Origin of the sequence: Mesorhizobium sp. M0048 (genome assembly GCF_040323405.1) — a bacterium.
Taxonomy (GTDB): Bacteria; Pseudomonadota; Alphaproteobacteria; order Rhizobiales; family Rhizobiaceae; genus Mesorhizobium.
In genome coordinates this window covers 1-22669 of the sequence record NZ_JAMYUV010000066.1, presented here as the reverse complement: position 1 = coordinate 22669, position 22669 = coordinate 1, and the positions used below count along the sequence as shown (strand labels likewise).

Annotated in this window: 25 protein-coding genes and 1 pseudogene; 15 read left to right on the top strand and 11 right to left on the bottom strand. The window is 63.4% G+C overall.

What is annotated here, in order from left to right; genetic code table 11:
* Nucleotides 1–58: 58 nt before the first annotated feature.
* The 3 genes from NKJ84_RS30190 (at nucleotide 59) to NKJ84_RS30180 (ending at nucleotide 2570) form a co-directional block, all read left to right on the top strand.
* Nucleotides 59–676 (top strand): LysE family translocator, encoded by a 618-nt coding sequence (locus NKJ84_RS30190; RefSeq protein ID WP_352509491.1) that lies wholly within the window; start codon nucleotides 59–61, stop codon nucleotides 674–676.
* Between the two features lie 153 nt (nucleotides 677–829).
* A complete protein-coding gene (gene cysK, locus NKJ84_RS30185; protein WP_254818008.1) occupies nucleotides 830–1810 on the top strand; it encodes a cysteine synthase A in 981 nt (326 codons plus the stop codon).
* 136 nt (nucleotides 1811–1946) lie between these two features.
* On the top strand, nucleotides 1947–2570 hold the full coding sequence (locus NKJ84_RS30180; protein WP_352509490.1) for a glutathione S-transferase family protein: 624 nt from the start codon (nucleotides 1947–1949) through the stop codon (nucleotides 2568–2570).
* 15 nt (nucleotides 2571–2585) lie between these two features.
* Here the strand turns inward: NKJ84_RS30180 and NKJ84_RS30175 are convergent, their stop codons facing one another.
* Both NKJ84_RS30175 and NKJ84_RS30170 read right to left on the bottom strand, forming a co-directional pair.
* A complete protein-coding gene (locus NKJ84_RS30175; RefSeq protein WP_352509489.1) occupies nucleotides 2586–3842 on the bottom strand; it encodes an RNA polymerase sigma factor in 1257 nt (418 codons plus the stop codon).
* A gap of 7 nt (nucleotides 3843–3849) precedes the next feature.
* The gene (locus NKJ84_RS30170; RefSeq protein ID WP_352509488.1) at nucleotides 3850–4218 is read right to left on the bottom strand and encodes a YciI family protein; all 369 of its coding nucleotides are present in this window, start codon (nucleotides 4216–4218) and stop codon (nucleotides 3850–3852) included.
* A 237-nt stretch (nucleotides 4219–4455) separates the two neighbouring features.
* Between NKJ84_RS30170 and NKJ84_RS30165 the strand changes: the two genes are divergently transcribed.
* From NKJ84_RS30165 to NKJ84_RS30155, 3 genes are all read left to right on the top strand, one after another.
* Nucleotides 4456–5415, top strand: coding sequence for a TAXI family TRAP transporter solute-binding subunit (locus NKJ84_RS30165; RefSeq protein WP_254818012.1), 960 nt, complete (start codon nucleotides 4456–4458; stop codon nucleotides 5413–5415).
* Nucleotides 5416–5478: 63 nt separating this feature from the next.
* Nucleotides 5479–7575 carry a TRAP transporter permease gene (locus NKJ84_RS30160; RefSeq protein ID WP_352509487.1) on the top strand — a complete coding sequence of 699 codons (2097 nt, stop codon included), beginning with the start codon at nucleotides 5479–5481 and terminating at the stop codon, nucleotides 7573–7575.
* The gene (locus NKJ84_RS30155) at nucleotides 7572–7955 is read left to right on the top strand and encodes a DUF1850 domain-containing protein (RefSeq protein WP_352509486.1); all 384 of its coding nucleotides are present in this window, start codon (nucleotides 7572–7574) and stop codon (nucleotides 7953–7955) included. The genes NKJ84_RS30160 and NKJ84_RS30155 overlap by 4 nt, the downstream gene beginning before the upstream one ends.
* On the opposite strand, the gene NKJ84_RS30150 is transcribed toward NKJ84_RS30155, so the two are convergent.
* The 4 genes and pseudogenes from NKJ84_RS30150 to NKJ84_RS30135 all read right to left on the bottom strand — a co-directional run bounded on the left by NKJ84_RS30150 (nucleotide 7844) and on the right by NKJ84_RS30135 (nucleotide 10132).
* Nucleotides 7844–8086 carry a DUF4166 domain-containing protein gene (locus NKJ84_RS30150; RefSeq protein WP_352509485.1) on the bottom strand — a complete coding sequence of 81 codons (243 nt, stop codon included), beginning with the start codon at nucleotides 8084–8086 and terminating at the stop codon, nucleotides 7844–7846. The two genes, NKJ84_RS30155 and NKJ84_RS30150, sit on opposite strands and share 112 nt — an antisense overlap.
* A gap of 836 nt (nucleotides 8087–8922) precedes the next feature.
* A pseudogene (locus NKJ84_RS30145) lies at nucleotides 8923–9297 on the bottom strand (saccharopine dehydrogenase NADP-binding domain-containing protein); the annotation flags it as partial.
* 50 nt (nucleotides 9298–9347) lie between these two features.
* Nucleotides 9348–9728: a thiol-disulfide oxidoreductase DCC family protein gene (locus tag NKJ84_RS30140; RefSeq protein WP_352509498.1), complete on the bottom strand. Its 381-nt coding sequence runs from the start codon at nucleotides 9726–9728 to the stop codon at nucleotides 9348–9350.
* A 257-nt stretch (nucleotides 9729–9985) separates the two neighbouring features.
* Nucleotides 9986–10132, bottom strand: a complete 147-nt coding sequence (locus NKJ84_RS30135; protein WP_254818015.1) for a hypothetical protein — start codon at nucleotides 10130–10132, stop codon at nucleotides 9986–9988.
* A gap of 407 nt (nucleotides 10133–10539) precedes the next feature.
* On the opposite strand from NKJ84_RS30135, the gene NKJ84_RS30130 reads away from it, so the two are divergent.
* The 3 genes from NKJ84_RS30130 to ligD all read left to right on the top strand — a co-directional run bounded on the left by NKJ84_RS30130 (nucleotide 10540) and on the right by ligD (nucleotide 14553).
* Nucleotides 10540–11046 (top strand): YciE/YciF ferroxidase family protein, encoded by a 507-nt coding sequence (locus tag NKJ84_RS30130; protein WP_254818016.1) that lies wholly within the window; start codon nucleotides 10540–10542, stop codon nucleotides 11044–11046.
* 144 nt (nucleotides 11047–11190) lie between these two features.
* The gene (gene ku, locus NKJ84_RS30125; RefSeq protein WP_352509484.1) at nucleotides 11191–12042 is read left to right on the top strand and encodes a non-homologous end joining protein Ku; all 852 of its coding nucleotides are present in this window, start codon (nucleotides 11191–11193) and stop codon (nucleotides 12040–12042) included.
* A gap of 9 nt (nucleotides 12043–12051) precedes the next feature.
* Entirely contained in the window at nucleotides 12052–14553 is a 2502-nt protein-coding gene (gene ligD / locus NKJ84_RS30120; protein ID WP_352509483.1) for a DNA ligase D, read from the top strand.
* 123 nt (nucleotides 14554–14676) lie between these two features.
* On the opposite strand, the gene NKJ84_RS30115 is transcribed toward ligD, so the two are convergent.
* The gene (locus NKJ84_RS30115; RefSeq protein WP_254818019.1) at nucleotides 14677–15351 is read right to left on the bottom strand and encodes an ArsR/SmtB family transcription factor; all 675 of its coding nucleotides are present in this window, start codon (nucleotides 15349–15351) and stop codon (nucleotides 14677–14679) included.
* A gap of 68 nt (nucleotides 15352–15419) precedes the next feature.
* On the opposite strand from NKJ84_RS30115, the gene NKJ84_RS30110 reads away from it, so the two are divergent.
* The 3 genes from NKJ84_RS30110 (at nucleotide 15420) to NKJ84_RS30100 (ending at nucleotide 16406) form a co-directional block, all read left to right on the top strand.
* Complete coding sequence (locus NKJ84_RS30110) at nucleotides 15420–15635, top strand: DUF1127 domain-containing protein (RefSeq protein ID WP_254818020.1); 216 nt, start codon at nucleotides 15420–15422, stop codon at nucleotides 15633–15635.
* A gap of 97 nt (nucleotides 15636–15732) precedes the next feature.
* The gene (locus NKJ84_RS30105; RefSeq protein WP_352509481.1) at nucleotides 15733–16065 is read left to right on the top strand and encodes an NIPSNAP family protein; all 333 of its coding nucleotides are present in this window, start codon (nucleotides 15733–15735) and stop codon (nucleotides 16063–16065) included.
* Complete coding sequence (locus NKJ84_RS30100) at nucleotides 16062–16406, top strand: antibiotic biosynthesis monooxygenase family protein (protein WP_254818022.1); 345 nt, start codon at nucleotides 16062–16064, stop codon at nucleotides 16404–16406. The genes NKJ84_RS30105 and NKJ84_RS30100 overlap by 4 nt, the downstream gene beginning before the upstream one ends.
* A gap of 6 nt (nucleotides 16407–16412) precedes the next feature.
* On the opposite strand, the gene mbfA is transcribed toward NKJ84_RS30100, so the two are convergent.
* Entirely contained in the window at nucleotides 16413–17396 is a 984-nt protein-coding gene (gene mbfA, locus NKJ84_RS30095; protein WP_254818023.1) for an iron exporter MbfA, read from the bottom strand.
* A 179-nt stretch (nucleotides 17397–17575) separates the two neighbouring features.
* Here mbfA and NKJ84_RS30090 point away from each other — a divergent pair, with 179 nt between their 5' ends.
* From NKJ84_RS30090 to NKJ84_RS30080, 3 genes are all read left to right on the top strand, one after another.
* A complete protein-coding gene (locus tag NKJ84_RS30090; RefSeq protein ID WP_352509480.1) occupies nucleotides 17576–17893 on the top strand; it encodes a hypothetical protein in 318 nt (105 codons plus the stop codon).
* 200 nt (nucleotides 17894–18093) lie between these two features.
* A complete protein-coding gene (locus NKJ84_RS30085) occupies nucleotides 18094–19071 on the top strand; it encodes a threonine/serine dehydratase family protein (RefSeq protein WP_352509479.1) in 978 nt (325 codons plus the stop codon).
* A gap of 92 nt (nucleotides 19072–19163) precedes the next feature.
* Complete coding sequence (locus tag NKJ84_RS30080; protein ID WP_352509478.1) at nucleotides 19164–19817, top strand: glutathione S-transferase family protein; 654 nt, start codon at nucleotides 19164–19166, stop codon at nucleotides 19815–19817.
* 35 nt (nucleotides 19818–19852) lie between these two features.
* On the opposite strand, the gene NKJ84_RS30075 is transcribed toward NKJ84_RS30080, so the two are convergent.
* From NKJ84_RS30075 to NKJ84_RS30065, 3 genes are all read right to left on the bottom strand, one after another.
* Nucleotides 19853–20989: an ABC transporter permease gene (locus NKJ84_RS30075; RefSeq protein ID WP_352509497.1), complete on the bottom strand. Its 1137-nt coding sequence runs from the start codon at nucleotides 20987–20989 to the stop codon at nucleotides 19853–19855.
* 8 nt (nucleotides 20990–20997) lie between these two features.
* Nucleotides 20998–21918 carry an ABC transporter ATP-binding protein gene (locus NKJ84_RS30070; RefSeq protein WP_352509476.1) on the bottom strand — a complete coding sequence of 307 codons (921 nt, stop codon included), beginning with the start codon at nucleotides 21916–21918 and terminating at the stop codon, nucleotides 20998–21000.
* A partial coding sequence (locus NKJ84_RS30065) for an HlyD family secretion protein (RefSeq protein WP_352509475.1) occupies nucleotides 21915–22669 on the bottom strand: 755 nt, incomplete at its 5' end. The genes NKJ84_RS30070 and NKJ84_RS30065, both read right to left, overlap by 4 nt.

Here is a 22669-nt window from a genome sequence, read left to right as displayed (position 1 = left end):
ATCGAATTCGGCGCGAGGGAATTCACCCAACTTCAACATTGTGCGACAAGCGCGAACCATGACGCTCACCGGGTTCCTCGCCTATAGCGCCGCCCTCGGCATCGCCGCAGCCATCCCCGGCCCAGGCATCACCGCGCTTGTTGCGCGTGCGCTGGGTTCCGGCTTCCGCTCGTCGCTGGCCATGTCGTTCGGGCTGATGCTCGGCGACCTGACCTATTTGACTGCCGTGGTGCTCGGCCTGGCTTTCGTCGCACAGACGTTCGGCGTGATCTTCCTGGCCATCAAATGGCTGGGCGTCGCCTACCTCGCTTTTCTTGGCTGGCGTTTCTGGACGAGCGGCATCACGCCCGAATCGGTAGAGGCGAAGAAAGGCAAAGGCGGCTTGGCATCCAGCTTTGTAGCCGGTCTCGCCGTCACACTCGGCAATCCGAAGACGATGATCTTCTATCTCGCCATCACCCCTACCATCGTCGATCTGAAGACGATCACACTGGCCGATTACGGCATCCTGGTCGCGCTCACTATCATCGTTCTGCTCGTGGTGCTGGTGCCCTATCTGGCGCTGGCGGCCAAGGCGCGCTGGTTCCTGAAGTCGCCGCGGGCGCTGAGGGCACTCAACCGCACCGCCGCCGGCTTCATGGTCGGTGCGGCGGCGGCAATTGCCGCCCGCCAGTAGATCTCTTCGCCAATCCGCCCAACGCCCTGCAAGGCGCCGGTATTCAGCACGAACGTCACTCGGATATTTTTCGAACGTGCCTATCTTGCGTGGTGGATGGCTCTATCCTATGCCCGCCCGGCTCTTGCCGCTTGACCTCTGGGAGGAAAACCAATGAACAAGCCCGCCACCCACACACACGTGCCCGGCCGCGGCCGCATCTACAATTCGATCACCGAGACGATCGGCGACACGCCGCTGGTGCGGTTGGATAAATTCGCCAGGGAGAAGGGTGTCGTCGCCAATCTGCTGGCCAAGCTCGAATTCTTCAATCCGATCGCCTCGGTCAAGGACCGCATCGGCGTCTCGATGATCGAGGCATTGGAGGCTTCGGGCAGGATTACACCCGGCAAGACCACGCTGATCGAGCCGACCTCGGGCAATACCGGCATCGCGCTCGCCTTTGCCGCCGCCGCCAAGGGCTACAAGCTGATCCTGACCATGCCGGAAACCATGTCCGTCGAACGCCGCAAGATGCTGGCGCTGCTCGGTGCCGAGCTGGTGCTGACCGAAGGGCCGAAAGGCATGAAGGGCGCCATCGCCAAGGCGGACGAGCTGGCGGCAACACTGCCCGACGCCGTCATTCCGCAGCAATTCGAAAACCCCGCCAATCCGGAAATCCATCGCCGCACCACGGCCGAGGAAATCTGGAACGACACCCATGGCGAAGTCGATATCTTCGTTGCCGGCATCGGGACCGGCGGCACCATCACCGGCGTCGGCCAGGTGCTGAAGAAGCGCAAGCCCTCGGTGCATGTCGTCGCCGTCGAGCCGGAAGCCTCGCCGGTGCTGTCGGGCGGCCAGCCAGGCCCGCACAAGATCCAGGGCATTGGCGCCGGCTTCGCGCCAAAAATCCTCGACACGACGATCTACGACGAGATCGTCAAGGTCTCGAACGAGGATTCGGTTGCCAATGCACGGCTCGTCGCTCGGCTCGAAGGTGTGCCGGTCGGCATTTCGTCGGGTGCCGCCCTGCAAGCGGCGATCGTCGTCGGCTCGCGGCCCGAGAACAAGGGCAAGACTCTCGTCGTCGTCATCCCCTCCTTCGCCGAGCGCTATCTCTCGACTATCCTGTTCGAGGGATTGGGGACTTAGAGTCTGGACACGAACAGCGATCCCTTCGCGCGCTGCCCTTCCGGCGGGCGGCTGAAAATACCTGTAGCGGCGTCGTTCGCTTGAGCGGCGGGTCACTTCCGTATCAAATCGTGCTGCCCGGCAGGTGGAGGACTTCATGTACAAGCTCTATACGCGTGCCAATACCGGCGGCTTTGTCGTCGAGGCGGCGCTCGCTTTGGCAGGCGTGCCTTTCCACCAGGTCGACGTTCCGAAGGGCCGCCTCGATCAGGCCTTTCTTGATATCAGCCCCTTGAACCAGGTGCCGGTGCTGATCTTGCCGGACGGACGCTCGATGACCGAATCCGCGGCGATCTGCATCCTGCTGGCCGAGCGCCACCCGGAAGCAGGACTGGCGCCCGCGGCAAGTTCGCCTGACCGTGCGGATTTCCTGCGCTGGATGTTTTTCATGTCCTCCGTCATTTACCCAGCCAACCTGCGGTTCTTCTACGCGCATCGCTACACGGCCGACGCCGGCGGCGTGGATGCCCTCAAACAGGCGGCCGTCTCGGAAATGGATCGCAGCTTCGCCATTCTCGATGCCGCTCTCGACGGCCGCGACTGGCTGGCCGGCGACCAACTATCGCTGGCCGACATCTATCTCGTTATGTTGGTGGCCTGGCATCCGGAGGTCGCGAAGGTTCCAACCGCTTGGCCGAAGATCGAACGCCTGTGGGCCAATTTGCGGGAACATCGGGTGATGAAGAGGCTGAATGCTTCCCACGACATGTGGCCGGCCTGAGCACTCCGCCTTGTCTCAGTCTTTTTCCGCGGGGCCGAGCGCGGCCCGTCGTTCCTGCAGGAACCGGCGCACGGCCGGATCGCGTTCGAGGCCGATAGCCCGGTCATAGGCCTCGCTCGCCTGCGGAACTTTGCTGACCCTGGCCAGCAGGCCCGCGCGGGCGGCCCAGTAAGGTTGATAGTCATACAGCCGCTTGTCGCCGCTGAGTTGATCAAGGGCGCCCAATCCTGCCGAAGCACCTTCGGCCTCGGCAATGGCCACCGCACGGTTGATCGAAACCACCGGCGAGCCGGCAATCACTGACAGCGCGTCATAGAGCTCCTTGATCGCGACCCAGTCGGTGCCGCCGGTCAGCCGTCTTGTCGCATGGGCGGACTGCACGGCGGCCTCAAGCTGGTAGCGGCCGACAACGCCCTTGGCCGCGGCGCGCCCGAGCAGCGTCTCCGCTTCATCGATCAGTGTATCGTCCCACAGTGCAAGATCCTGCTCGGCCAGCGGCACATAATCGCCCGCCGCATTGCGCCGCGCCGCGCGCCGCGCTTCGGCGAACAGCATCAGCGCCAAAAGGCCGAGCGCCTCCGGCTCGTCCGGCATCAGCGTGGCCATCAGACGGCCGAGCCAGATGGCTTCGGTCGCGAGGTTGCGGCGCCGCGTTTCGGTGCCGGCCGGGTCGGACCAGCCTTCGGCAAACGCCGCGTAGATTGCTTCCAGAACGGTGCCCAGCCGCTCGCCGAGTTCGGCCCGCTCCGGCACGCGGAACGGAATGCCTGTCTCGCGAATTCGTGTCTTGGCGCGCACCAGGCGTTGGCTCATCGTGGCTGGCGAGACAAGGAAAGCCGAGGCGATCGTCGCTGCGTCGAAGCCCAGGACCGTCTGCAGGATCAGCGGCGCGCGGACGCCGGCCTCGATCGCCGGATGGGCGCAGGCAAACATCAGCCGGAGCCGCTCGTCCGGCAGGTCTTCGTCGACCATGCGTGCCTCCATCTCCTCGGCGATCAGCCTAAGGTGGTCGCGGGCCGCCTCGCTTGTCAGTCGCCGTCTGACCGCGTCGACGCGGCGCTTGCGTGCCACCGCCAGCAGCCAGGCGTCCGGCTTGTCGGGCACGCCCGCCTGTGGCCAACGCTCGAGCGCCGCTGCAAAGGCATCTGCCAAGGCGTCCTCGGCAGCGGCCACGTCGCGTGTGCGCGCGGCGAGATACGCGACCAGCTTGCCGTAGCTTTGCCGGGCGGCCGCTTCCGCCGCCGCCCGCGCGATCTCCGGACGACTGTCCATCACACGGTCACTTCTGGGATGGGTACTCGGTCATTTCCCAGATCGGCCGCACCTCGATCGTGCCGGTGCTGGCACCCGGGCAGCGAGCCGCCCAGGCAATTGCTGCGTCGGCGTCCTCAGCCTCGATCATGTAGAAGCCGGCGAGCTGCTCCTTGGTGTCGGCATAGGGACCGTCGAGCACATTGGTCTTGCCGTTGGCCATCCGCACCGTGGTGGCGGTCTGGGTCGGCTTCAACCGGTCGCCGGCCAGCCACGCTCCGGATTTCTTCAACGCCTCGGTATAGGCTCCATAGGCTGCACTGATTTCGTAGGTCTGCTCCGTCGGCGCGGCCGCCATCGCGGCTTCGTTCGCATAGATCAAAAGCATGTATCGCATGGTCTTCTCCCGTTTTTCTCGAAGGCCGCTCCGTTGCGGGCCGAACGTATGTCGCGTGGCCTCGCCCGATTTCGACACGCGCTGCAAAAATCTTTCGGCTCCCATGGCATTTCACGCAAGCTCAACCGTTGGTCTAATGGCGACAATTGCGGGTTGGCATTTCCCGTCCGCTCTCTAAACTCGTCCCGGATCGCGCTGACGAGGAGAGTGCGGCAGATACTTCAGGGAGGAAACCGAATGCTCAATTTCAGGACGAAGTTCGTTGCCGCCGGCGCCATAGCGCTGTCGCTTGGCCTTGGCGCGGTATCGGTCAAGGCACAGGAATTCATCAACGTGCTGACCGGCGGCACGTCGGGCGTCTACTATCCGCTCGGCGTGGCGCTGTCGGAAATCTACGGCAAGGGCATCGAAGGCGCGCGCACCCAGGTGCAGGCGACGAAAGCGTCGGTCGAAAACCTCAACTTGCTGCAGCAGGGCAAGGGCGAGATCGCCTTTGCACTCGGCGATTCCGTCAAGCTGGCCGCCGAAGGCAATACCGAAGCAGGCTTCCCAGGCAAGCTCGACAAGCTGCGCGGCATTGCGGCCATCTATCCCAATTATATCCAGATCGTCGCCAGCAAGGAATCCGGCATCAAGACGCTCGCCGATCTCAAGGGCAAGAGCCTTTCGGTCGGCGCGCCGGCCTCAGGCACCGAGCTCAACGCCCGCACCATTTTCGCCGCTGCCGGGCTGAAATACGAAGACCTCGGGCGGATCGAATATCTGCCCTTTGCCGAATCCGTAGAGTTGATCAAGAACCGCCAGCTCGACGCCACGCTGCAGTCGGCGGGCCTTGGGGTCGCATCGATCCGTGACCTCGCCACCTCGGTGCCGGTAAACATCGTTGCCGTGCCGGCGGAGGACGTCGCCAAGATCGGCTCGCCCTATCTTTCCGTGGTCATCCCCAAGGGCACCTATGAGGGCCAGACCGAGGATGTCGCGACCGCCGCCGTCGGCAATTTCCTGATCACCAGCGCCGATGTCCCTGACGAGACCGCCTACCAGATGACCAAATTGCTGTTCGAGCATCTCGACCAGCTCACCGCTGCCCACGCCGCCGCCAAGGCGATCGACCCCGCCAAGGCGCTCGACGGCATGCCGGTGCCGCTGCATCCAGGCGCCGAGAGGTATTACAAGGAAAAGGGATTGGTGAAGTAAGGAGCCTCGCCTCGCTCCGCACCCTCCCTCGGGGAGGGGAGCGCCCCGCCAGGAACCCCGCCAATGACCGCAACCCCGACCGTTCTTTCCCCCACAGCGGAAGCTCCTGTCGAAGGATTGCCGCCGGGCTTCGGCGAAGGCATCGCCGGCAAGGCGGCTTTTTTTATCGCCATCGCCTTCTCCATCTTCCAGATCTACATCGCCGCCTATGGCAGCCTGCCGAGCCAGGTCGTACGCGCCATGCATGTCGGCTTCCTGCTGCTTCTCGGCTTTGCCCTAATCGCCAATCTGCGCGCCAAAAGCGTCCCGGCGAAAGCAGTGTTCTGGACGCTCGGCGTGCTCGGCTTCGCCATCGGTCTGTACAATTGGGTGTTCTATGCCGACCTCATCCGCCGCTCCGGCTTTCTCACCACGCCTGACCTGATCGTCGGCGCGGTGCTGGTCGTGCTGGTCTTCGAGGCGGCGCGGCGATTGATGGGGCTGCCGCTCGCCGTCATTGCCTTCATCTTTCTCGCCTACGCATTTGCCGGCAATCATCTGCCGCCGCCTTTCATCCATCGCGGCTATGATTTCGCCCAGCTCGTCGACACCTTCGCCTATGGCACCGAAGGCATCTACGGCACGCCGGTCTATGTCTCGGCCGCCTACATCTTCATCTTCGTCGTCTTCGCCGCCTTTCTTGAACGCGCCGGCATGATCGCGCTGTTCAACGATTTTGCGCTTGGCCTGGTCGGCTCATGGCGCGGCGGCCCGGCGCAGGTCTGTGTGCTGTCCTCGGCGCTGATGGGCACCATTTCCGGCTCCGGCGTCGCCAATGTGGTGGCCAGCGGCCAGTTCACCATCCCGCTGATGAAGCGCTTCGGTTTCCGCTCGGCTTTCGCCGGCGCCGTCGAGGCGACCTCGTCGATGGGCGGCCAGATCATGCCGCCGGTGATGGGAGCGGTTGCCTTTATCATGGCCGAGACCCTGAACATCCCCTATGCCGCGGTGGTCAAGGCGGCGATCATTCCGGCGCTGCTCTATTTCGGCGCCTGTTTCTGGCAGGTGCACCTGGAGGCAGGCAAGGCCGGACTGCACGGCATGGCCAGGACCGACCTGCCCAATCCGTGGGATGCGGTGAGACAGCATTGGCCGCTGGTACTGCCGCTCGCAGCACTGATCTACCTGCTGTTTGCCGGCTACACACCGGTGTTCGCCGGCACCATGGGCCTGGCGTTGACCATTGTGCTTATTCTCGGCACGCCGCTGGCAGCATCGATCGGGCCGCTCGCCTTCCGCATCGTCTTCTGGCTGGCGCTCGGGCTTGCCGCGGCTTCCTTCATGAAATTCGGCGTCGACATCCTCAGCCTGGTCATCGCCGTGCTGGTCGTCGCCTGCCTCACGTTCAAGGGCGGGCGCGAGACGCTGCGCATATGCATCGATTCCCTTGCGGAGGGAGCAAAGAACGCGCTGCCGGTCGGCATTGCCTGCGCCATTGTCGGCATCGTCATCGGCACGTTGACGCTTACCGGCATCGCCTCGACCTTCATCGGCTGGATCATCTCGATCGGCGAGAACAATCTGTTCCTGTCGCTGCTTTTGACCATGCTCACCTGCCTGGTGCTCGGCATGGGCATACCGACCATTCCCAATTACATCATCACTTCGTCGCTGGCCGGGCCGGCGCTGCTGTCGCTCGGCGTGCCGTTGGTGGTCAGCCATATGTTCGTCTTCTATTTCGGCATCATGGCCGATCTCACTCCGCCTGTGGCGCTGGCCGCCTTCGCCGCCGCACCCATGGCCAAGGAAAGCGGCCTCAAGATCGGCATCCAGGCCACCAAGCTTGCCATTGCCGGCTTCGTTGTGCCGTTCATGGCGGTCTATACCCCGGCGCTGATGCTGCAGGACCCCGGCCCGATCGCCGCCCAGTTCGGCTATCCCGTCGAGGTCGCCTATATCGTCATCAAAGCCTGCATGGGCATAGTCCTGTGGGGCGCCGCTGCCGTCGGATTTCTGGCCCGGCGCATGGCCTGGTGGGAACGCCTCGTCGCCTTCGCCGCCGGCGTGCTGCTGGTTGCGGCGCTGCCGCTTACCGACGAGGCCGGCTGGGCGCTGTCCCTTGCCTGGATCGGCTGGCACTGCTGGCGCGCGCGGCAGGCTTCGCTGGCCAACTCGGGATGAGCCTCTGCATCGTCGCGGCCGGCAAGACGGTGGCGCTCGCGGTCGCTGCCTTCACGCTCTCCTGGGTGCATTCGGTGGAGAAGACCAAGTGGCAGGAAGACTGGAAGGTGCTGCCGTCCGGCCTGCAGCTGGTCGAGGCCCGCATCAAGGGATCGGGCGCCGGGATGGAGCCGCCGCAAGGCTCGGTGCTGAGAAACGGCTGGTGGGTCTATGCGCCCAAGGTCGGGCCACAGCGGCGCCTCGTGCTAGCCGCGTCGGGCGCTACGGGTCAGGGTTGGACGCTGTGCACGGCGCAGGACTGCCGCGAACTGGCTAAGCTGGCAGGCGACACGATCTCGCTGGAGCCGTGCGGGCCGGAGGGCTCCAGCCAGCCGCGGTAGCAGGCGATCATGCCGGCAAGTGGATGCGAGATCTCGACGTGGAAGCGGAAGCGGCCATCCGGGCCATTAGCCGGCCAAGAACATTGCGCCCGCGTTCGACGCGCGCGCGGCCTGCCGCCATTGTTGTGCAATCGTGCATGGCGCGGATTTCCCGGGGCAGGCCATGCCAGGCGTCGCCGAGCAAGACGGCATAAAGCGACTTGTCCCTGTCAGCGGGCTCATTCCTGAACCCGGTGTAGATTGTCTTGCCGGCGAACAGCGCTTCATAATCCCGGAGCTCCAAATCGCGCACCGCCGCCCGTGCGCCCGGCGCGGGCTGATGTCCGGCCAGCGCTTTGCGGACCAGCGCTTCGACCGCCATCGACGGGATCAGCGGCCCATCATTGCCCTCGGCCAAGAGATGCCACGAGCGCTTGACGATGGCGCCCGCCCGGTCAGATCCCTCCACCTCGACGAACATGCCGCCGCGATGCTCGCCCCAGCGCAGCCGGTTCGTTGCCTGATGCATCAGCGGCGCCAGCGGCAAAAGCGAACCGATCAATCCGGCGCGCACCAGCCAGGCGAGGCAGATCAGGGCGCGGTGCAGCAACTCGGGTACCGGCCCGGCTCCCATCCAGATGGTCCTCGCCTCCGGCCAAAGCTCGGCCAAGGCGCGCAGGTCGGGAACGTCGACAAGCGAAAACAGCGTGTATCGAAGCGGCAGCCGGCCCGGCGGCGCGATGGTGTAGCGCAGTTGTTCGGTGAACGGACGGCCTTGTTCCGGACGGCCATTGCGAACAAGCCGCACCGGCTGACCGGCATAACCGGCGATAGCGTGAATGACGTTTCCGCCGACACCGGCAAAGGGCGACGGCGCGATGCCGCCGCGAATGCCGTCGACCCGCGTCAGGTCCGACGACAGGCGGCGCACAACCGCGGCCGTCAGCACCGGAAAGCTCGAGACGCCGGACAGCACGAAAACCCCTGCATTTCGCGCCGCCTCGTCGAACGCAGAGACGCCGGCGACGAAATCCGAGCCGTCGGCTAGATCGAGATAGTTGATGCGCCGGGCGATGCAGGCTTCGATCAGGCGATAGCGTCCCTCGCCATAGGCCTGGAATGGGCCGCTCGCGTCGACTACAATATCAGGCTCAAATGCAGCGAGTTGCGCGGCGAGATCGCCGTCACGGTCGAACAGGGCCGGCTGCAGCCGGGCTGCTGTCGGCGCACGCCTGTTGCAATAAGCGTCAGCCTTGGCAAGCGAGCGCCCGGCGACGAAGAGGATCAGACGCGGTTCGCCCTCCAAAAGCTCGACGGTGCGACCGCCAAAGGTGCCATAGCCGCCGACGACAAGAACCTTCATCCGCAGTTTCCCCAAAATGCCCCGCGCCGCTCCCGGCCACGGCAATGAGCCTAGCCGATCAACCTTGCCCTCACCTCGGCGGAAGGGATTTCACAATTGTCCTTCTTGCCGAACAGAGCGTAGCGGTTCTTTGCGATGCGGTCGTAGAGCCAGTCGCGAAGCGGGCGCGGCAACAGCAGCAGGATCCGCGCCGCCCGCCACGGCCAGCCGAGTTCGGCCATGACGGCAACGAAACTGTCCAGGCGGGTGAAAGCGGCGCCATCGACGATGACGAGATTGGTCTCGTAGCGATCCGTTCGCAGCCCGGATTTCTTGAACAGCATCTCGCCGAAGGGCGACTGCGCCGTTGCGAAATTGAAGCGGCCCTTGCGGTCGAGCTTAACCACCATGCGCACAAAGCCCGAGCACAACACGCAAATACCGTCGAACACGATCAACGGGCGACTTGATTCGAATTCTGGCGGCTCAGGAGAATGGTTCGGCTTGACGATCACGTGACGCCCGGCAGCTGGTGTCAGGCGACACTAGACCTGCCGGCGGCTGGATCAAAGCCCGGACTGCTGAAGGCTTGGCGTTGTCGCACGCCGTCTGTCGGTCAGCGCAGGGCGCTCGGCGCGATAGGTCGTTGACCGATTGTCGGCGTCGGGCCGGCATATCCGGCTGTCGTGACGGCTCTCCATGCTCATCATCAGTGCACGCTGATCCCAAGCGTGTTGCCACGGCGCGCGCAGGCGGGGCCTGGGCCGCGCATGTAATAGCGCTCGGGCCGATAGGTCGGTGCGACGAATTCGCGGATGGCGGCAGCATAGCCGGCGATGTGATTCCAGAAGCTCATTTTACTCGGTCCCTGTCCCGTTTCGGATGTCCCTTCCGAATTGCGGGGATCATAGCGTCCAGGCGTGAATAGTCGGTGAACGCGATGTTAATCTCTGGTCGAAAATGCCTTCGTTCATGGCTGGAATGCGGCTGATTCGCGGTGTTTCCATGCAGTCCGTCGGCATTTCGCCCAGTGTGACTTTTGCATCACATATGTTTCGCCTGAATGTCGCTGAGGCGCGGTTTTGTTTCAGCTTTTTGCTGGACCGCGAAATTTCCGTGCACGCGGCCGGAAAACCAGGAACCCGCCCGTCAGCCGCACGTTGATTTCCCAGTGCCGGGACGAACCGGTTCCGCAGGCTGTGGTGCTCGGGTTGGGCCGCAGCCAAAATCCGAAACTGCAAGAGCAATGGAAAGGCAAAGGCCATGGGCTTCTTTTCGAAGGATATCAAAACACTCGATGACCTGTTCGTGCACACGCTGCGCGACATCTATTACGCTGAAAAACAGATCGAGAAATCGCTGCCGAAGATGATCGACAAGGCGAGTGATCCGCAGCTGAAAGCCGGCTTTGAGAAACATCTCGCCCAGACCAAGGGTCATATCCAGCGTGTCGAGCAGGTGTTCGAACTGCACGGTGTGAAGGCCAAGCAGGTCGACTGCCCGGCCATCGACGGCATTCTCGAAGAGGCCGACGACATCAGCGGCGACATCGCCGACAAGGAGGTCCTCGACGCTGCGCTGATCGCCTCGGCCCAGGCGGTCGAGCATTATGAGATGACCCGTTACGGCACCTTGATTGCCTGGGCCAAGCAACTGGGCCGCAGCGACTGCGCCAATGTGCTGGCCAACAATCTCAAGGAGGAGCAGGCGACCGACCGCAAGCTTACCGAGATAGCGGAAAGCAAGATCAACCTGCAAGCCGCCGAGTAGGGCAGCGATAGAGAATTGAGTTCAGGGCAAGGCCGGGCCGAAAGCCCGGACTTGCCTTTTTGCGCCGCCGGAACCGGAACGGGCTTTGGCCGTTCTCGGTTGAACGCCGTTCTCGGTTGAACCTTGTCGCGCAGGGAGTTTGTCATGGCGCCGCGCCCCGCCTGGAGAGGATATCTCAAGCTTTCGCTGGTTACTTGCGCCGTCGAACTGACCAATGTCGTGACCCAGGCGGAGAAAGTCTCGTTCCGCGTGCTCAACCGCAAGACCGGCAATACCGTCAAGCGCGTCTATGTCGATCCGGCCAGCGGCAAGCCGCTCGATGAAGGGGACGAGATCAAGGGCTACGAGATCGGCGACGGCGACTTCGTCCAAATCGAGGAGGAGGAGATCGAAGCCGTGCAGATCGAATCCTCGCACACGATGAGCCTCGATGGTTTCATCGAAAAATCCTCGATCCAGCAGATCTATCTCGATACGCCCTATTATGTGACGCCTGCGGACGAGGTCTCGGAAGAGGCCTTCGCCGTCATCCGCGACGCCATGGCCGCCAAGAAGACGGCGGGGCTGGCCCGTATCGTGCTCTATCGCCGCGAACGTCCGGTGGTCATCGAGCCGTTGGGCAAGGGTCTGCTGCTGACGACCCTGCGCTATGGCGATACGGTTCGCAGGCCCGAGATGGTGTTCGGCGACATCAAGCCGGTGAAGACCGACGCCGAAATGATCAGGCTGGCCGAACACATCGTCTATGAGAAACAGGCGAAGTTCGATCCTTCCGAATTCGAGGACAAATACGAAAACGCCCTGATCGAGCTGGTCCGCGCCAAGAAGGCCGGCAGGAAGGCACCGAAGACAAAGGCGGAACCACGGCCCTCCAACGTCGTCAATCTCTTCGATGCACTGAAGAAGAGCCTTTCGTCGGAAGCCGGTGCGCCGGCAAAGACCGGACGCCCGGCAAAGGGCGCCAAGTCCAAAGCCGCTCGGCGCAAATCTGCTTAGGATCAGACCATGGTCAGCCTCGAGCAGTATCACGCCAAGCGCAATTTCAAGAAGACCACCGAACCGGCCGGCAAGGTTTCGCGCGGCAAGAAAGCCGAGCCAGGTGGCATCTTCGTCATCCACAAGCATGCCGCCACCAGGCTCCACTACGACCTTCGTCTCGAGCATGGCGGCGTGCTGTGGAGCTGGGCAGTGACGCGGGGCCCGAGCCTCGACCCGCACGAAAAGCGGCTCGCCGTGCATGTCGAGGACCACCCGATCGACTATGCGCCGTTTGAAGGCACTATCCCGAAGGACCAATATGGCGGCGGCTCGGTCATTGTCTGGGACGAGGGAACTTGGGTCCCCGATGGCGACCCGGCAAAAGCGATGAAGAAAGGCCATATCAGTTTCGAACTGCATGGCCACAAATTGCATGGCGCCTGGCATCTGGTGCGGCTGAAGCCGCGTCCGGGCGAAAAGCGTGACAACTGGTTGCTGATCAAATCCGACGATGCCGCCGCGCGTCCGGGCGAGGACATTTTGCAGGAGGCGCCGCAATCGGTGAAATCCGGCCTGACCATCGAGGAGGTTGGCGAAGGCAAGACCGCCGATGGCAAGAAGCCAAGCGTCTGGCAGTCCGACAGGCCGGCCGCCAGCAAAGCGAAGGCCGTCGCCGCAAGGCGGCTCGAATTCATCGAACCGGCGCTCGCAACGCTGGAGCGGGACGCCCCGCCCGGCAAGGACTGGCTGCATGAGGTGAAGTTCGACGGCTATCGCATGCAGGCGCAGCTTGCCGGCACCGAGGTTCGGCTTTTGACACGCGCCGGCCTCGACTGGACCGACAAGTTCGGTGGCGCAATTGTCGCGGCACTTGGCGGCCTGAAATGCACCGATGCTATCATCGACGGCGAAATCGTCGTGCTGGCGGATAATGGCGTGTCGTCATTCTCGCTGCTGCAGCAAGATCTGTCGGCAGGCCGCACGGATCGTTTCATCTACTACGTTTTCGACCTGCTGCGTCTTAACGGTGAGGATATCCGTTCCGAGCCGCTGGTCGAGCGCAAGGAAAGGCTGCGCACGTTGCTCGCCGGACAGGCCGAGGATCAGGCCGTGCGCTTCAGCGACCACTTTGCCGAGCCCGGCAAGATCATGCTGGAGCATGCTTGCCGGCTGGGGCTCGAAGGCGTCGTCTCCAAGCGCGCCGATGCGCCCTACCGCAGCGGCCGGGTCCCGTCCTGGGTGAAGTCGAAATGTACGGCGCGCCAGGAATTCGTCATCGGCGGCTACATGCCGTCGGACAAGACCGGGCGGGGCCTGCGCTCGCTGCTGGTCGGCTATCACGAGGGCGGCAAGCTGCGCTATGCCGGCCGCGTCGGCACCGGCTTCACGGCCAAAAGCACCAACGAGCTGAAGAAGAGGCTTGATGCGCTGAAGACGACAACCTCGCCCTTCGACAGGGCGGTGCCAAGGGGTAAGGGGCTGGTCTGGGTCAAGCCCGAACTTGTCGGCGAAGTGGAGTTTCGCAGTTGGACGTCGGACCGTATAATACGCCACGCGTCGTTCCAGGGATTGCGCGAGGACAAGCCGGCGGAGGAAGTCGTGCAGGAGAAACCGAAAGCACGCTCAGCCCCGGCAGAGTCGAAGCCAAAGCCCGCCAAACCCGTGGCCACGGCGAAAACCTCGGTTACGCTGTCCCGCCCCGACAAGCTTCTGTGGCCCGAGGAGAACGTATCGAAGCAGGATCTGGTCGATCACTACGCGCTGGTCTGGCCGCGCATGAAGCAATTCGTCATCAACCGGCCGCTCAGCCTCGTGCGGGCGCCGGACGGTGTTGGCGGCCAACGGTTCTTCCAGAAGCATGCCTCGGCCGGCATGCACGACAAGATCGCCGTGATGAAGGATCCCACCGACGGCGAGGAGATATTGTTCATCCGCGATTTCGACGGTGTCGTGGCCCTCGTTCAACTTGGCGTCGTCGAGATCCACATCTGGGGCTCGACCACGGACGAGCTGGAAAAACCAGACCAGATCATCTTCGATCTCGATCCCGACGAGGGTGTCGACGTGAAGGCGGTGCTTGCCGCGGCGCTCGACATCCGCAGCCGGCTCGACGAACTGTCCCTGCCTAATTTCGTCAAGACCTCGAGCGGCAAGGGCTATCATGTCCTCGTCCCGCTGAAGCCGTCGGCGGACTGGGATGAGGTCAAAGGCTTCGCCCATGAGTTCGCTCGAGCGCTCGAGCAAGCCGCACCCGACCGCTACACGGCGACGCTGTCGAAGAAGGCGCGCACCGGCAGGATATTCGTCGATTATCTGCGCAATGGCCGTGGCGCGACCACGGTCGCGCCCTATTCGTCGCGCGCCAAGAAAGGTGCCACTGTATCAATGCCGGTGACCTGGGCGGAAATCGAGGCCGGATTGCCGCCGAACGCCTTTCCGATAGGCGACAAGACGACGCTGAAGCGGCTTGGGCAAGCCGATCCCTGGGAGGATTTTTTCAAGCAGGCCAAGCCGCTCAAGCGCGGCTAGAGCAATTCCAGGAAAAGTGTGTGGAACGATTTTCTGTCCGGAATTGCGTCAAAACAAAAAAGATAGAGCGGTTCGGCGTTTCCGTGGAGACGGCGAGCCGTTCTGGTGCGTCGAAGCGAGCCGTCAGGCGAGAAACGTCTTCTCGAATGCCTGCTTGCCTGTCGGCGAGAAGATCACTGCACGGCTGTCCTTCTCGCGCCGCGCCCATTTTTCGGCGAGGATCTTATCGAGAATGGCGGCGCCCAGCGTGCCGGCGAGGTGCGAACGCCGCACGCTCCAATCGAGGCAGGCCCGGCACACCGGTCGCCGCGCCTTGCCCTCGACATCGATGCCGATCGCGGCGAAATGCGAGGCGGCCGACGGCCCAAGCCGGATCTCCTCATCATTGCGCAGGAGCACTTGTCGAGCGACGAGACGGTCCAGCATCGCCACCGCCTGCTCGCCGGCGAGGTGGTCGTAGCAGACCCGCGCCACGCGCATGGCAGCGTCGCGTGGGCCAGGCCGCACTCGTTGCGGCCCGACCGCGGCGGCAACACCGGTGATCGCCTCAATCATGCCTGCTACCTGCGGGCCGGCGAGGCCGTAGTAGCGGTGCCGTCCCTGGCTTGCCAGCGTCAGCAGCCCGCCTTCCATCAGCTTCGACAGATGGGAGCTCGCTGTCGGAAGCGACACGCCGGCCTCGAGTGCCAGTTCACTCGCCGTCAGTGCCGTGCCGCCCATCAGTGCGGACAGCATGTTTGCCCGCGCCGGATCGCCCACCAGGCTGGCAATGCGGGCTATGTCAGGTCCTTCGCGCATGGTTCGTTCATCATCGAAGCATCCTCGTCAGACAAGCATTAATCTCGATGCAAATCAAGGAGACGACAATGCCTGCAAGGACTATTCTCGGCGCCGCGCCTGCTCGCCGGCCGTTCCCGTTCATTGTCTTGCGCCGCCTGCGGCTGCGGCTCCTGAAGCGGTGGTACGACCGTCATTTGCAGCGTCTCGACCTCGCCGAGATCGACGATCATCTGCTGCGTGACCTTGGCCTGACACCCGAAGACGTCCGCCGCGAATGCGCGAAATCCTTCTGGCAAACCTGACCGGCCAGCGAATTTGCCTAGCATATCGATCTTCGGAACGTTTCGACCCGGCTCGAACTGTGACCGCCAGAAAACATCCACCGCCAAGGAGGCGAAAATGACCATCACCTGCTTCATCCGCTACGAGATCGATCCGTTCGGCAAGGCGGCGTTCGAGGAATATGCACGCAATTGGGGGCAGGCGATCCCGCGCTGCGGCGCCGATCTGATCGGCTATTTCGCGCCGCACGAAGGCTCGGCCACTACGGCTTATGCCGCCTACAACATCGACAGTCTTGCGGCCTACGAAGCCTACCGCGCCCGGCTCGCCGCCGATCCCGCCGGCAAGGCGAATTACGAGTTCGCCCGGCGGGAAAAATTTATCCTGAAGGAGGACCGCATCTTCCTCAAACTGGCCTCCGGGCCACATGCTTCTTTGGTGAAGCCATGATCGCCGTCATCTTCGAGGTCGAGCCGGCGGCGGGCATGCGCGATGCCTATCTCGGCATCGCCGCCGATCTGCGCCCACTGCTCGACGGCATCGACGGTTTCCTGTCGATCGAGCGCTTCCAGAGCCTTGCCGATCCGAACCGCATCCTGTCGCTGTCCTTCTGGCGCGACGAGGATGCGGTGAAGGCCTGGCGCAACACGCAGGAACATCGGCAGGCGCAGAGGGCTGGGCGCGGCGGCATCTTTGCCGGCTACCGTTTGCGGATCGCCCATGTCATGCGCGACTACGGCCTGACCGAACGCGCCGAGGCGCCAGCAGACAGCCGGGCGGTGAATGGGTAGCGACTGCTATGCATTCCCGATCAGCACCCCTGCCGCAAACACCAGCGCGCCGCCCAGCACCACCTGGAAGGCGGCGCGCCAGAATGGCGTCTGCATGTAGCGGTTCTGTACGAAGGCGATCGTCCAAAGTTCGAAGAACACCACGACCGCGGCGACGATCGTCGCCGTCCAGAAAAGCGGGATGAGATAGGGCAGCGCGTGCCCGAGCCCGCCCAGCGTCGTCATGACGCCGACGGTCAGCCCGCGTTTTACCGGCGAGCCGCGGCCGGATAGCTTGCCGTCGTCGGAGGCCACTTCGGTGAATCCCATCGAGATACCGGCGCCGATCGAGGCGGCAAGCCCGACCAGAAAGGTCTGGAACGTGTCGTGCGTGGCAAAGGCCGCGGCAAAGATCGGCGCCAGCGTCGACACCGAGCCATCCATCAGCCCGGCCAGCCCGGGCTGCACGTAGGTCAGGATGAACTGACGTTGCTCGGCCGCCGCCTCTTCGTCCTTGACCGCGCCCGATATATGCTTTTGCTCCAGCCGCTGCGCCAGTGTCTCGTGGCCCTGTTCGGCCACCGCCAGATCGTCGAGCAACTTTCTCGTCGAGGCATCGCCTGTGCGTTTGGCCGCCTCGATATAGAACAGGTAGGCCTGCCGCTCCATGGCCTCGGCTTGGCTGCGCACATGATCGATACCGAGCGGCCTCACCAGCCAGTCCGGCTTGCGCTCGTAATAACCCTTCACATGCTCGCGCCGGATCAGCGGTATGCGCTCGCCGAAACGCTTGCGGTAAAGCTCGATCAGCGCGTCGCGATGGCCGTCCTCTTCCTCCGCCATCTCCTCGAACACTTTGGCCGATTGCGGAAAGCTTTCCGCCAGCCCGTCGGCATAGGCGCGATAGATGCGCCCGTCATCCTCCTCGGAGGAGATTGCGAGCGCCAGGATCTCCTGCTCCGAGAGAGATTCAAACGGACGGCGGCCGAAGCCAAAAACGCGGGAAAGCATGAGAAATTCACCCCAGTTTAGAATAGTTCTAAACTAGAGCTTCGCACATCCTCGGTCAATCGCGCCCCTCCACTCATCTGCTCAAAAGTATCGACGTCGAAACCGAACGAGGCATCGTTTGCTATCGGCAAACGTTCACCTATATGATCGAATCTGAACCAAGAGAAAGGAACCCGCAGATGCCGGAACAACAGCAGCCATTTGACCCCAAGCCGGTTCTCGACCTGATCGCTAACATCGAGGCGGACTTGCAGCGCCTGAAAGGGCTGGTCGAGCAGCAGGTCGAAAAATTCGATCCCGCCAATCCACACAACAAGGCTCCCGACGGCAAGTTGACCGAGGAGGGCGTCGAGTGCTGCTATCGCCTGTTCGACGAGGGTAAGTCGCGCTATTCGGTTGCTCAGCAGATGAAGATCTCCTTCGCTGCTGCCACCCATCGCTTCAACACCTGGCGCAAGATGGGCGGCCCCAAACGGAAAAAGACGCTGTTGGGATGAGGAGCGGCCGGCAATGCCGGTCAGGCAACGATTTGTCGATTGAAGTGACGAATGCATAGCGGAGGGCGGAGGCGGCGGTGGGTGACAGTCACGCCCCACTCCTGCCTCCAAGTCGATTTGTAACGGTCACATTTTTTATTGGTGCGCGGCCTCCCTTTCCGTGCACCATAGGCGGTCTCATTTCTTGCAGGACCCCAGCCATGACCATCCCTCCCGGCATCGCCGATATTCACAGCGCAGCAGCGCGATTGTCCGGACTGATCGTCGAAACGCCGCTGATCGAATCGCCGGAGTTGAACAAGCGCTTCGGCGCCAGGATCCTGTTCAAGCCGGAGACGTTGCAGCGCACCGGCTCGTTCAAGTTCCGCGGTGCCTATAACAGGCTCTCCTCGCTCTCGGCGGAAGAACGCGCCCGCGGCGTCGTCGCCTTCTCGTCGGGCAATCACGCGCAAGGCGTTGCCGCCGCAGCGGCGATGTTCGGCGTCAAGGCCATCATCGCCATGCCTGCCGATGCGCCGGCGATGAAGGTCGGCAATGTCAGGAAGATGGGCGCCGAAGTGATCACCTTCGACCGGGTCCGCGACGATCGCACTGCCGTTGTCCGTTCTTACGTGGAAAAGGGCATGGTCCTGGTGCCGCCCTACGACGATCCGGCCATCATCGCCGGCCAGGGCACGATCGGCCTCGAATTGATGCGCCAAGCAAAAGCGCTTGGCGTCAGCCTCGATGCGGTGGTGGTTCCCTGCGGCGGCGGCGGGTTGAGCAGCGGCATTTCGATCGCGATCAAGGACGCCTCGCCGGACACCGCCGTCTGGGCTGTGGAACCCGAGCATTTCGACGACACACGCCGCTCGCTGATCCAAGGCGCCAGGGTGTCGAACGCGCCCGGCCACACCTCGATCTGCGATGCCCTTCTCGTCGCCGAGCCGGGTGCGATCACTTTCGAGATCAACCGCAAGAATCTCGCGGGCGCCATCGCCGTTTCCGACAAGGCGGTGGCTCAGGCGACGCGCGACGCGATGGCTTGCCTGAAGCTGGTGGTCGAACCTGGCGGCTGCGTCGGCTTGGCCGCGCTGTCGTCAGGCGAGATCGACCTTACCGGGAAATGCGTGGCCGTGGTGCTGTCCGGCGGCAATGTCGATTTCAGCACCTATGCCGAGATCATTGCTGCCAGCTAAGATAGCAATCAGTTGCAGGTCATGCGCCGGTTCGAGGCGCTCGAGCCTCCGTTGCGTCCGGTCGAACCGGTCCCATTCAAGGACTGAGATCAATGAAACTGTTCTTCAGCCGCAATCCCAATCCTCGCCTCGCGGTCGCCGTGGCACGTTATCTCAATGCCAAGGTCGAGTTTGAATTCGCCTCCCCCTTCGCTCCGGGGCAGGCCGAGCGCTTTCGGCCGCTCAATCCAAATCTTTCATTGCCCATCCTTGTGGACTTGGGAAAAAGCCTCTGGGAGGCCGATGCCATAGCCTGCCGGCTTTCACGCGACACGCATTCGCATTTTTGGCGCACCGGCGACGATGAGCCGGAGATGATCCGGTGGCTGAGTTGGGGCAAAGAGAACCTCGCAAGAGCCTGCGATGTCGTGCATTTCGAACGCGGGACCAAACAGCGCTATGGGCTCGGCCCGATCGATCAGGCACGGGTTGAGGAGGGCCTGAGGGACTTCAGTACCGCCGCTGCAATACTTGATGCCGAGCTTTCCCAGCGAGAATGGCTGGTCGGAAATTCGGTTTCCTACGCCGACTTTCGAATGGCGACGTTTCTGCCCTTCAACGACGTCGCCCGATTGCCTCTCGATGATTATCCCTCTGTCGGCCGCTGGTATCGGCAGCTTGAAGAAATCGATGCCTGGCGTGATCCCTTCGAAGGGCTCAATGCACCTGAATTGACACCGGTCCCGGGCCAGGCCAAGGCCGTGTGATTCTCGATCATTTGCGCAAGCTGATTGCGTCGACCCTAATCCAGCGTCCGGCGGAACCGCACCAGCGCAATGCCGGCGAATAGCGCCACGAACACCACCAGCCAGCCGATCTCCGTTGCCACTGCCGGCAGCTCGGCGCCCTTCAGCATCACCGCGCGGATAATGCGCAGGAAATGCGTCAGCGGCAGCACTTCGCCGAAATCTTGCGCCCAGTCCGGCATGCCGCGATAGGGGAACATGAAGCCGGACAGCATGATCGACGGCAGGAAGAAAAAGAAGGTGAGCTGCAGGGCCTGCATCTGCGTGCGGGCGATCGTCGAAATCGTGTAGCCGAGCAGTACCAGCGCCAAGACGAAGATCAGGACCGCCGTCAGCAGCAGCGACATAGATCCGGTGAAGGGTATGGCAAACAGAAGCTTCGAGGCCGCCAGCACCACCAACACCTGCACGGCGCCGACCGCCAGATAGGGCAGCACCTTGCCCAGCATGATCTCGAGCGGGCTGGACGGCATCGCCAGAAGGTTCTCCATCGTGCCGCGCTCGGTCTCGCGCGTCAGCGCGATCGAGGTCATCATCACCATCGTCATCTGCAGGATGACGCCGAGCAGACCGGGCACGATGTTGTACTGCGAGACGGCTTCCGGATTGTAGCGCCGGTGTACTACCACCTGGAGCTGGCCCCGGGCAGCTTCAGCCGCCGTCTCCTGCATGCCGCGTGCCCTGAGCAGCGCCTGGTTGGCGACGGTGCCGAGCGTCGAGATGGCGCCGCTGGCGACGGCCGGGTCGGTTGCATCCGCCTCGATCAGGATCTGCGGGCTGTCGCCGCGCTCGACCCGTCGGGCAAAATCGGCGGGAATGGTGACGACGAAGGCGACATCGCCGCGCGCCATCAGGAATTCGGCTTCGGCGGCACTTTGCGCAACATGGTCGAAGCGGTAATATCCGGTGGTCTGCAGCGCCGAAACCATGGCCCGCGTGTAAGGATCGCTGCTCATCGCCACCAGTGCTGCCGGCAGGCTCTTCGGATCGTTGTTGATGGCATAGCCGAACAGCACCAGCTGCATCAGCGGCACGCCGAGCATCATGGCGAAGGTGATGCGGTCGCGCCGCATCTGGATGAACTCCTTGATCAGCAGAGCGCCTAGCCTGGCGAAGGAAAAGATGCTGTTTATCCCGTTCTTCATCCCATGTTGTCCTTCGAACCGGACATGAACTGGATGAACACATCCTCCAGGCTGGTCTCGCCGGGCGATACCGTGACGCCCTTGTGCTCTTTCTCGACATCGGCGAGCGCTGCCTGAAGCGCCTTCCTGTCGGAACCGACGACATGCAGCGTCGCCCCGAACGGCGCCACCTGGTCGACGCCGTGGCGGCCATGAAGTGCGGCCGCGACCTTATCGAGCCGTGGCCCTTGCAGGACGAAGGTGGTCAGCCCGGCATTCCTCACCACGTCCTCGACCGTGCCAGTGGCCAGCATCTTGCCGTAGGAGATGTAGCTGATGCGGTGGCAGCGCTCGGCTTCGTCCATGTAATGGGTGGAGACCAGCACGGTCAGGCCGCCGCTCGCCAGCCGGTGGATCTCGTCCCAGAATTCGCGTCTGGCCTTCGGATCGACGCCCGCCGTCGGCTCGTCGAGCAGCAGCAGTTTCGGCTTGTGCATGATGCAGGCGGCCAGCGCCAGCCGCTGCTTCCAGCCGCCGGACAGCGTACCGGCCAGCTGGTTCTTGCGCGATGTCAGGCCGAGCTCCTCAAGCGTCTTAGCCACATGCCCGTCGAGCGGCTTCAGCCGGTAAAGCCGTGCCACGAATTCGAGATTCTCGCCGATCGTGAGGTCTTCGTAGAACGAGAATCTCTGCGTCATGTAGCCGACTTCGCGCTTGATCCGCAGGCTGTCGGTGCGGATGTCGAAGCCCAGAACCGTGCCTTCGCCCTCATCCGGCGTCAGCAAGCCGCACATGATGCGGATGGTCGTCGTCTTGCCTGAGCCGTTCGGCCCGAGGAAGCCGACGATCTCGCCCTCGGCCACCGTCATCGTCACATGGTCGACGACGGTCTTGTCGCCGAAGCGCTTGACCAGGCCGTGCAGGTCGATGACGTTCATTTTCCGATGTCCGCCAGATCGACGTCGACGATCTGCCCGGGCTGCAATGCGCTGGCGTCGCCCTCCGGCCGCGCTTCGACCAGATAGACCAGCTTTTGCCGGGTCTCGAGCGAGTAGATCACCGGCGGCGTGAATTCCGGATCCGGCGACACGTAGCTGACGCGAGCCTTCACGCCCGCTCCGCAACCGTCGCAATGGACATTGAGCAGCGTGCCGACATCGACCGAGGAGAACGCGCTTTCCGGCACATAGACGCTGAGCTTCACCGCGCCATCCGGCAGTATGGAGATGACCGGCGCGGTCGGCCCGGCCGTGTCGCCTGGATAGCGGATGACATCGTTGACCCGGCCGGGCGAGGGCGCCGTCAGCACGCGCTTCGACAGTCGCCATTGCGCTTGCTCCAGCGCCGACTGCGCCTGCCTGACCTGATTGTCGGCGGCCTTGATCGTCTCGGGCCGTGCGGGCAGCCCGCCGACGGCGAGATTGGCCTCCGCCTGGCCGACCTGCGCGTTGGCCGTCTCCAGCGTCGCGGAAGCCGTGTCGTAGTCGGCCTGCGTGCCGGTGCCGCGTTTGAACAGATCGCTGGCGCGGATGTAACGGCGTTTGGCGTCGGCGGCTTGCGCCTTGGCCATGTCGACCTGCGCCTTGAGCACCGCAATCTCTTCCGGCCGCGTGGCCGCCAGCCGGGGGGGCAGGTGGGCCGGGGCGGGGCGCAGGGCCCGGGCGGGGTGTGGGGGGTGGGTTTTTGAGG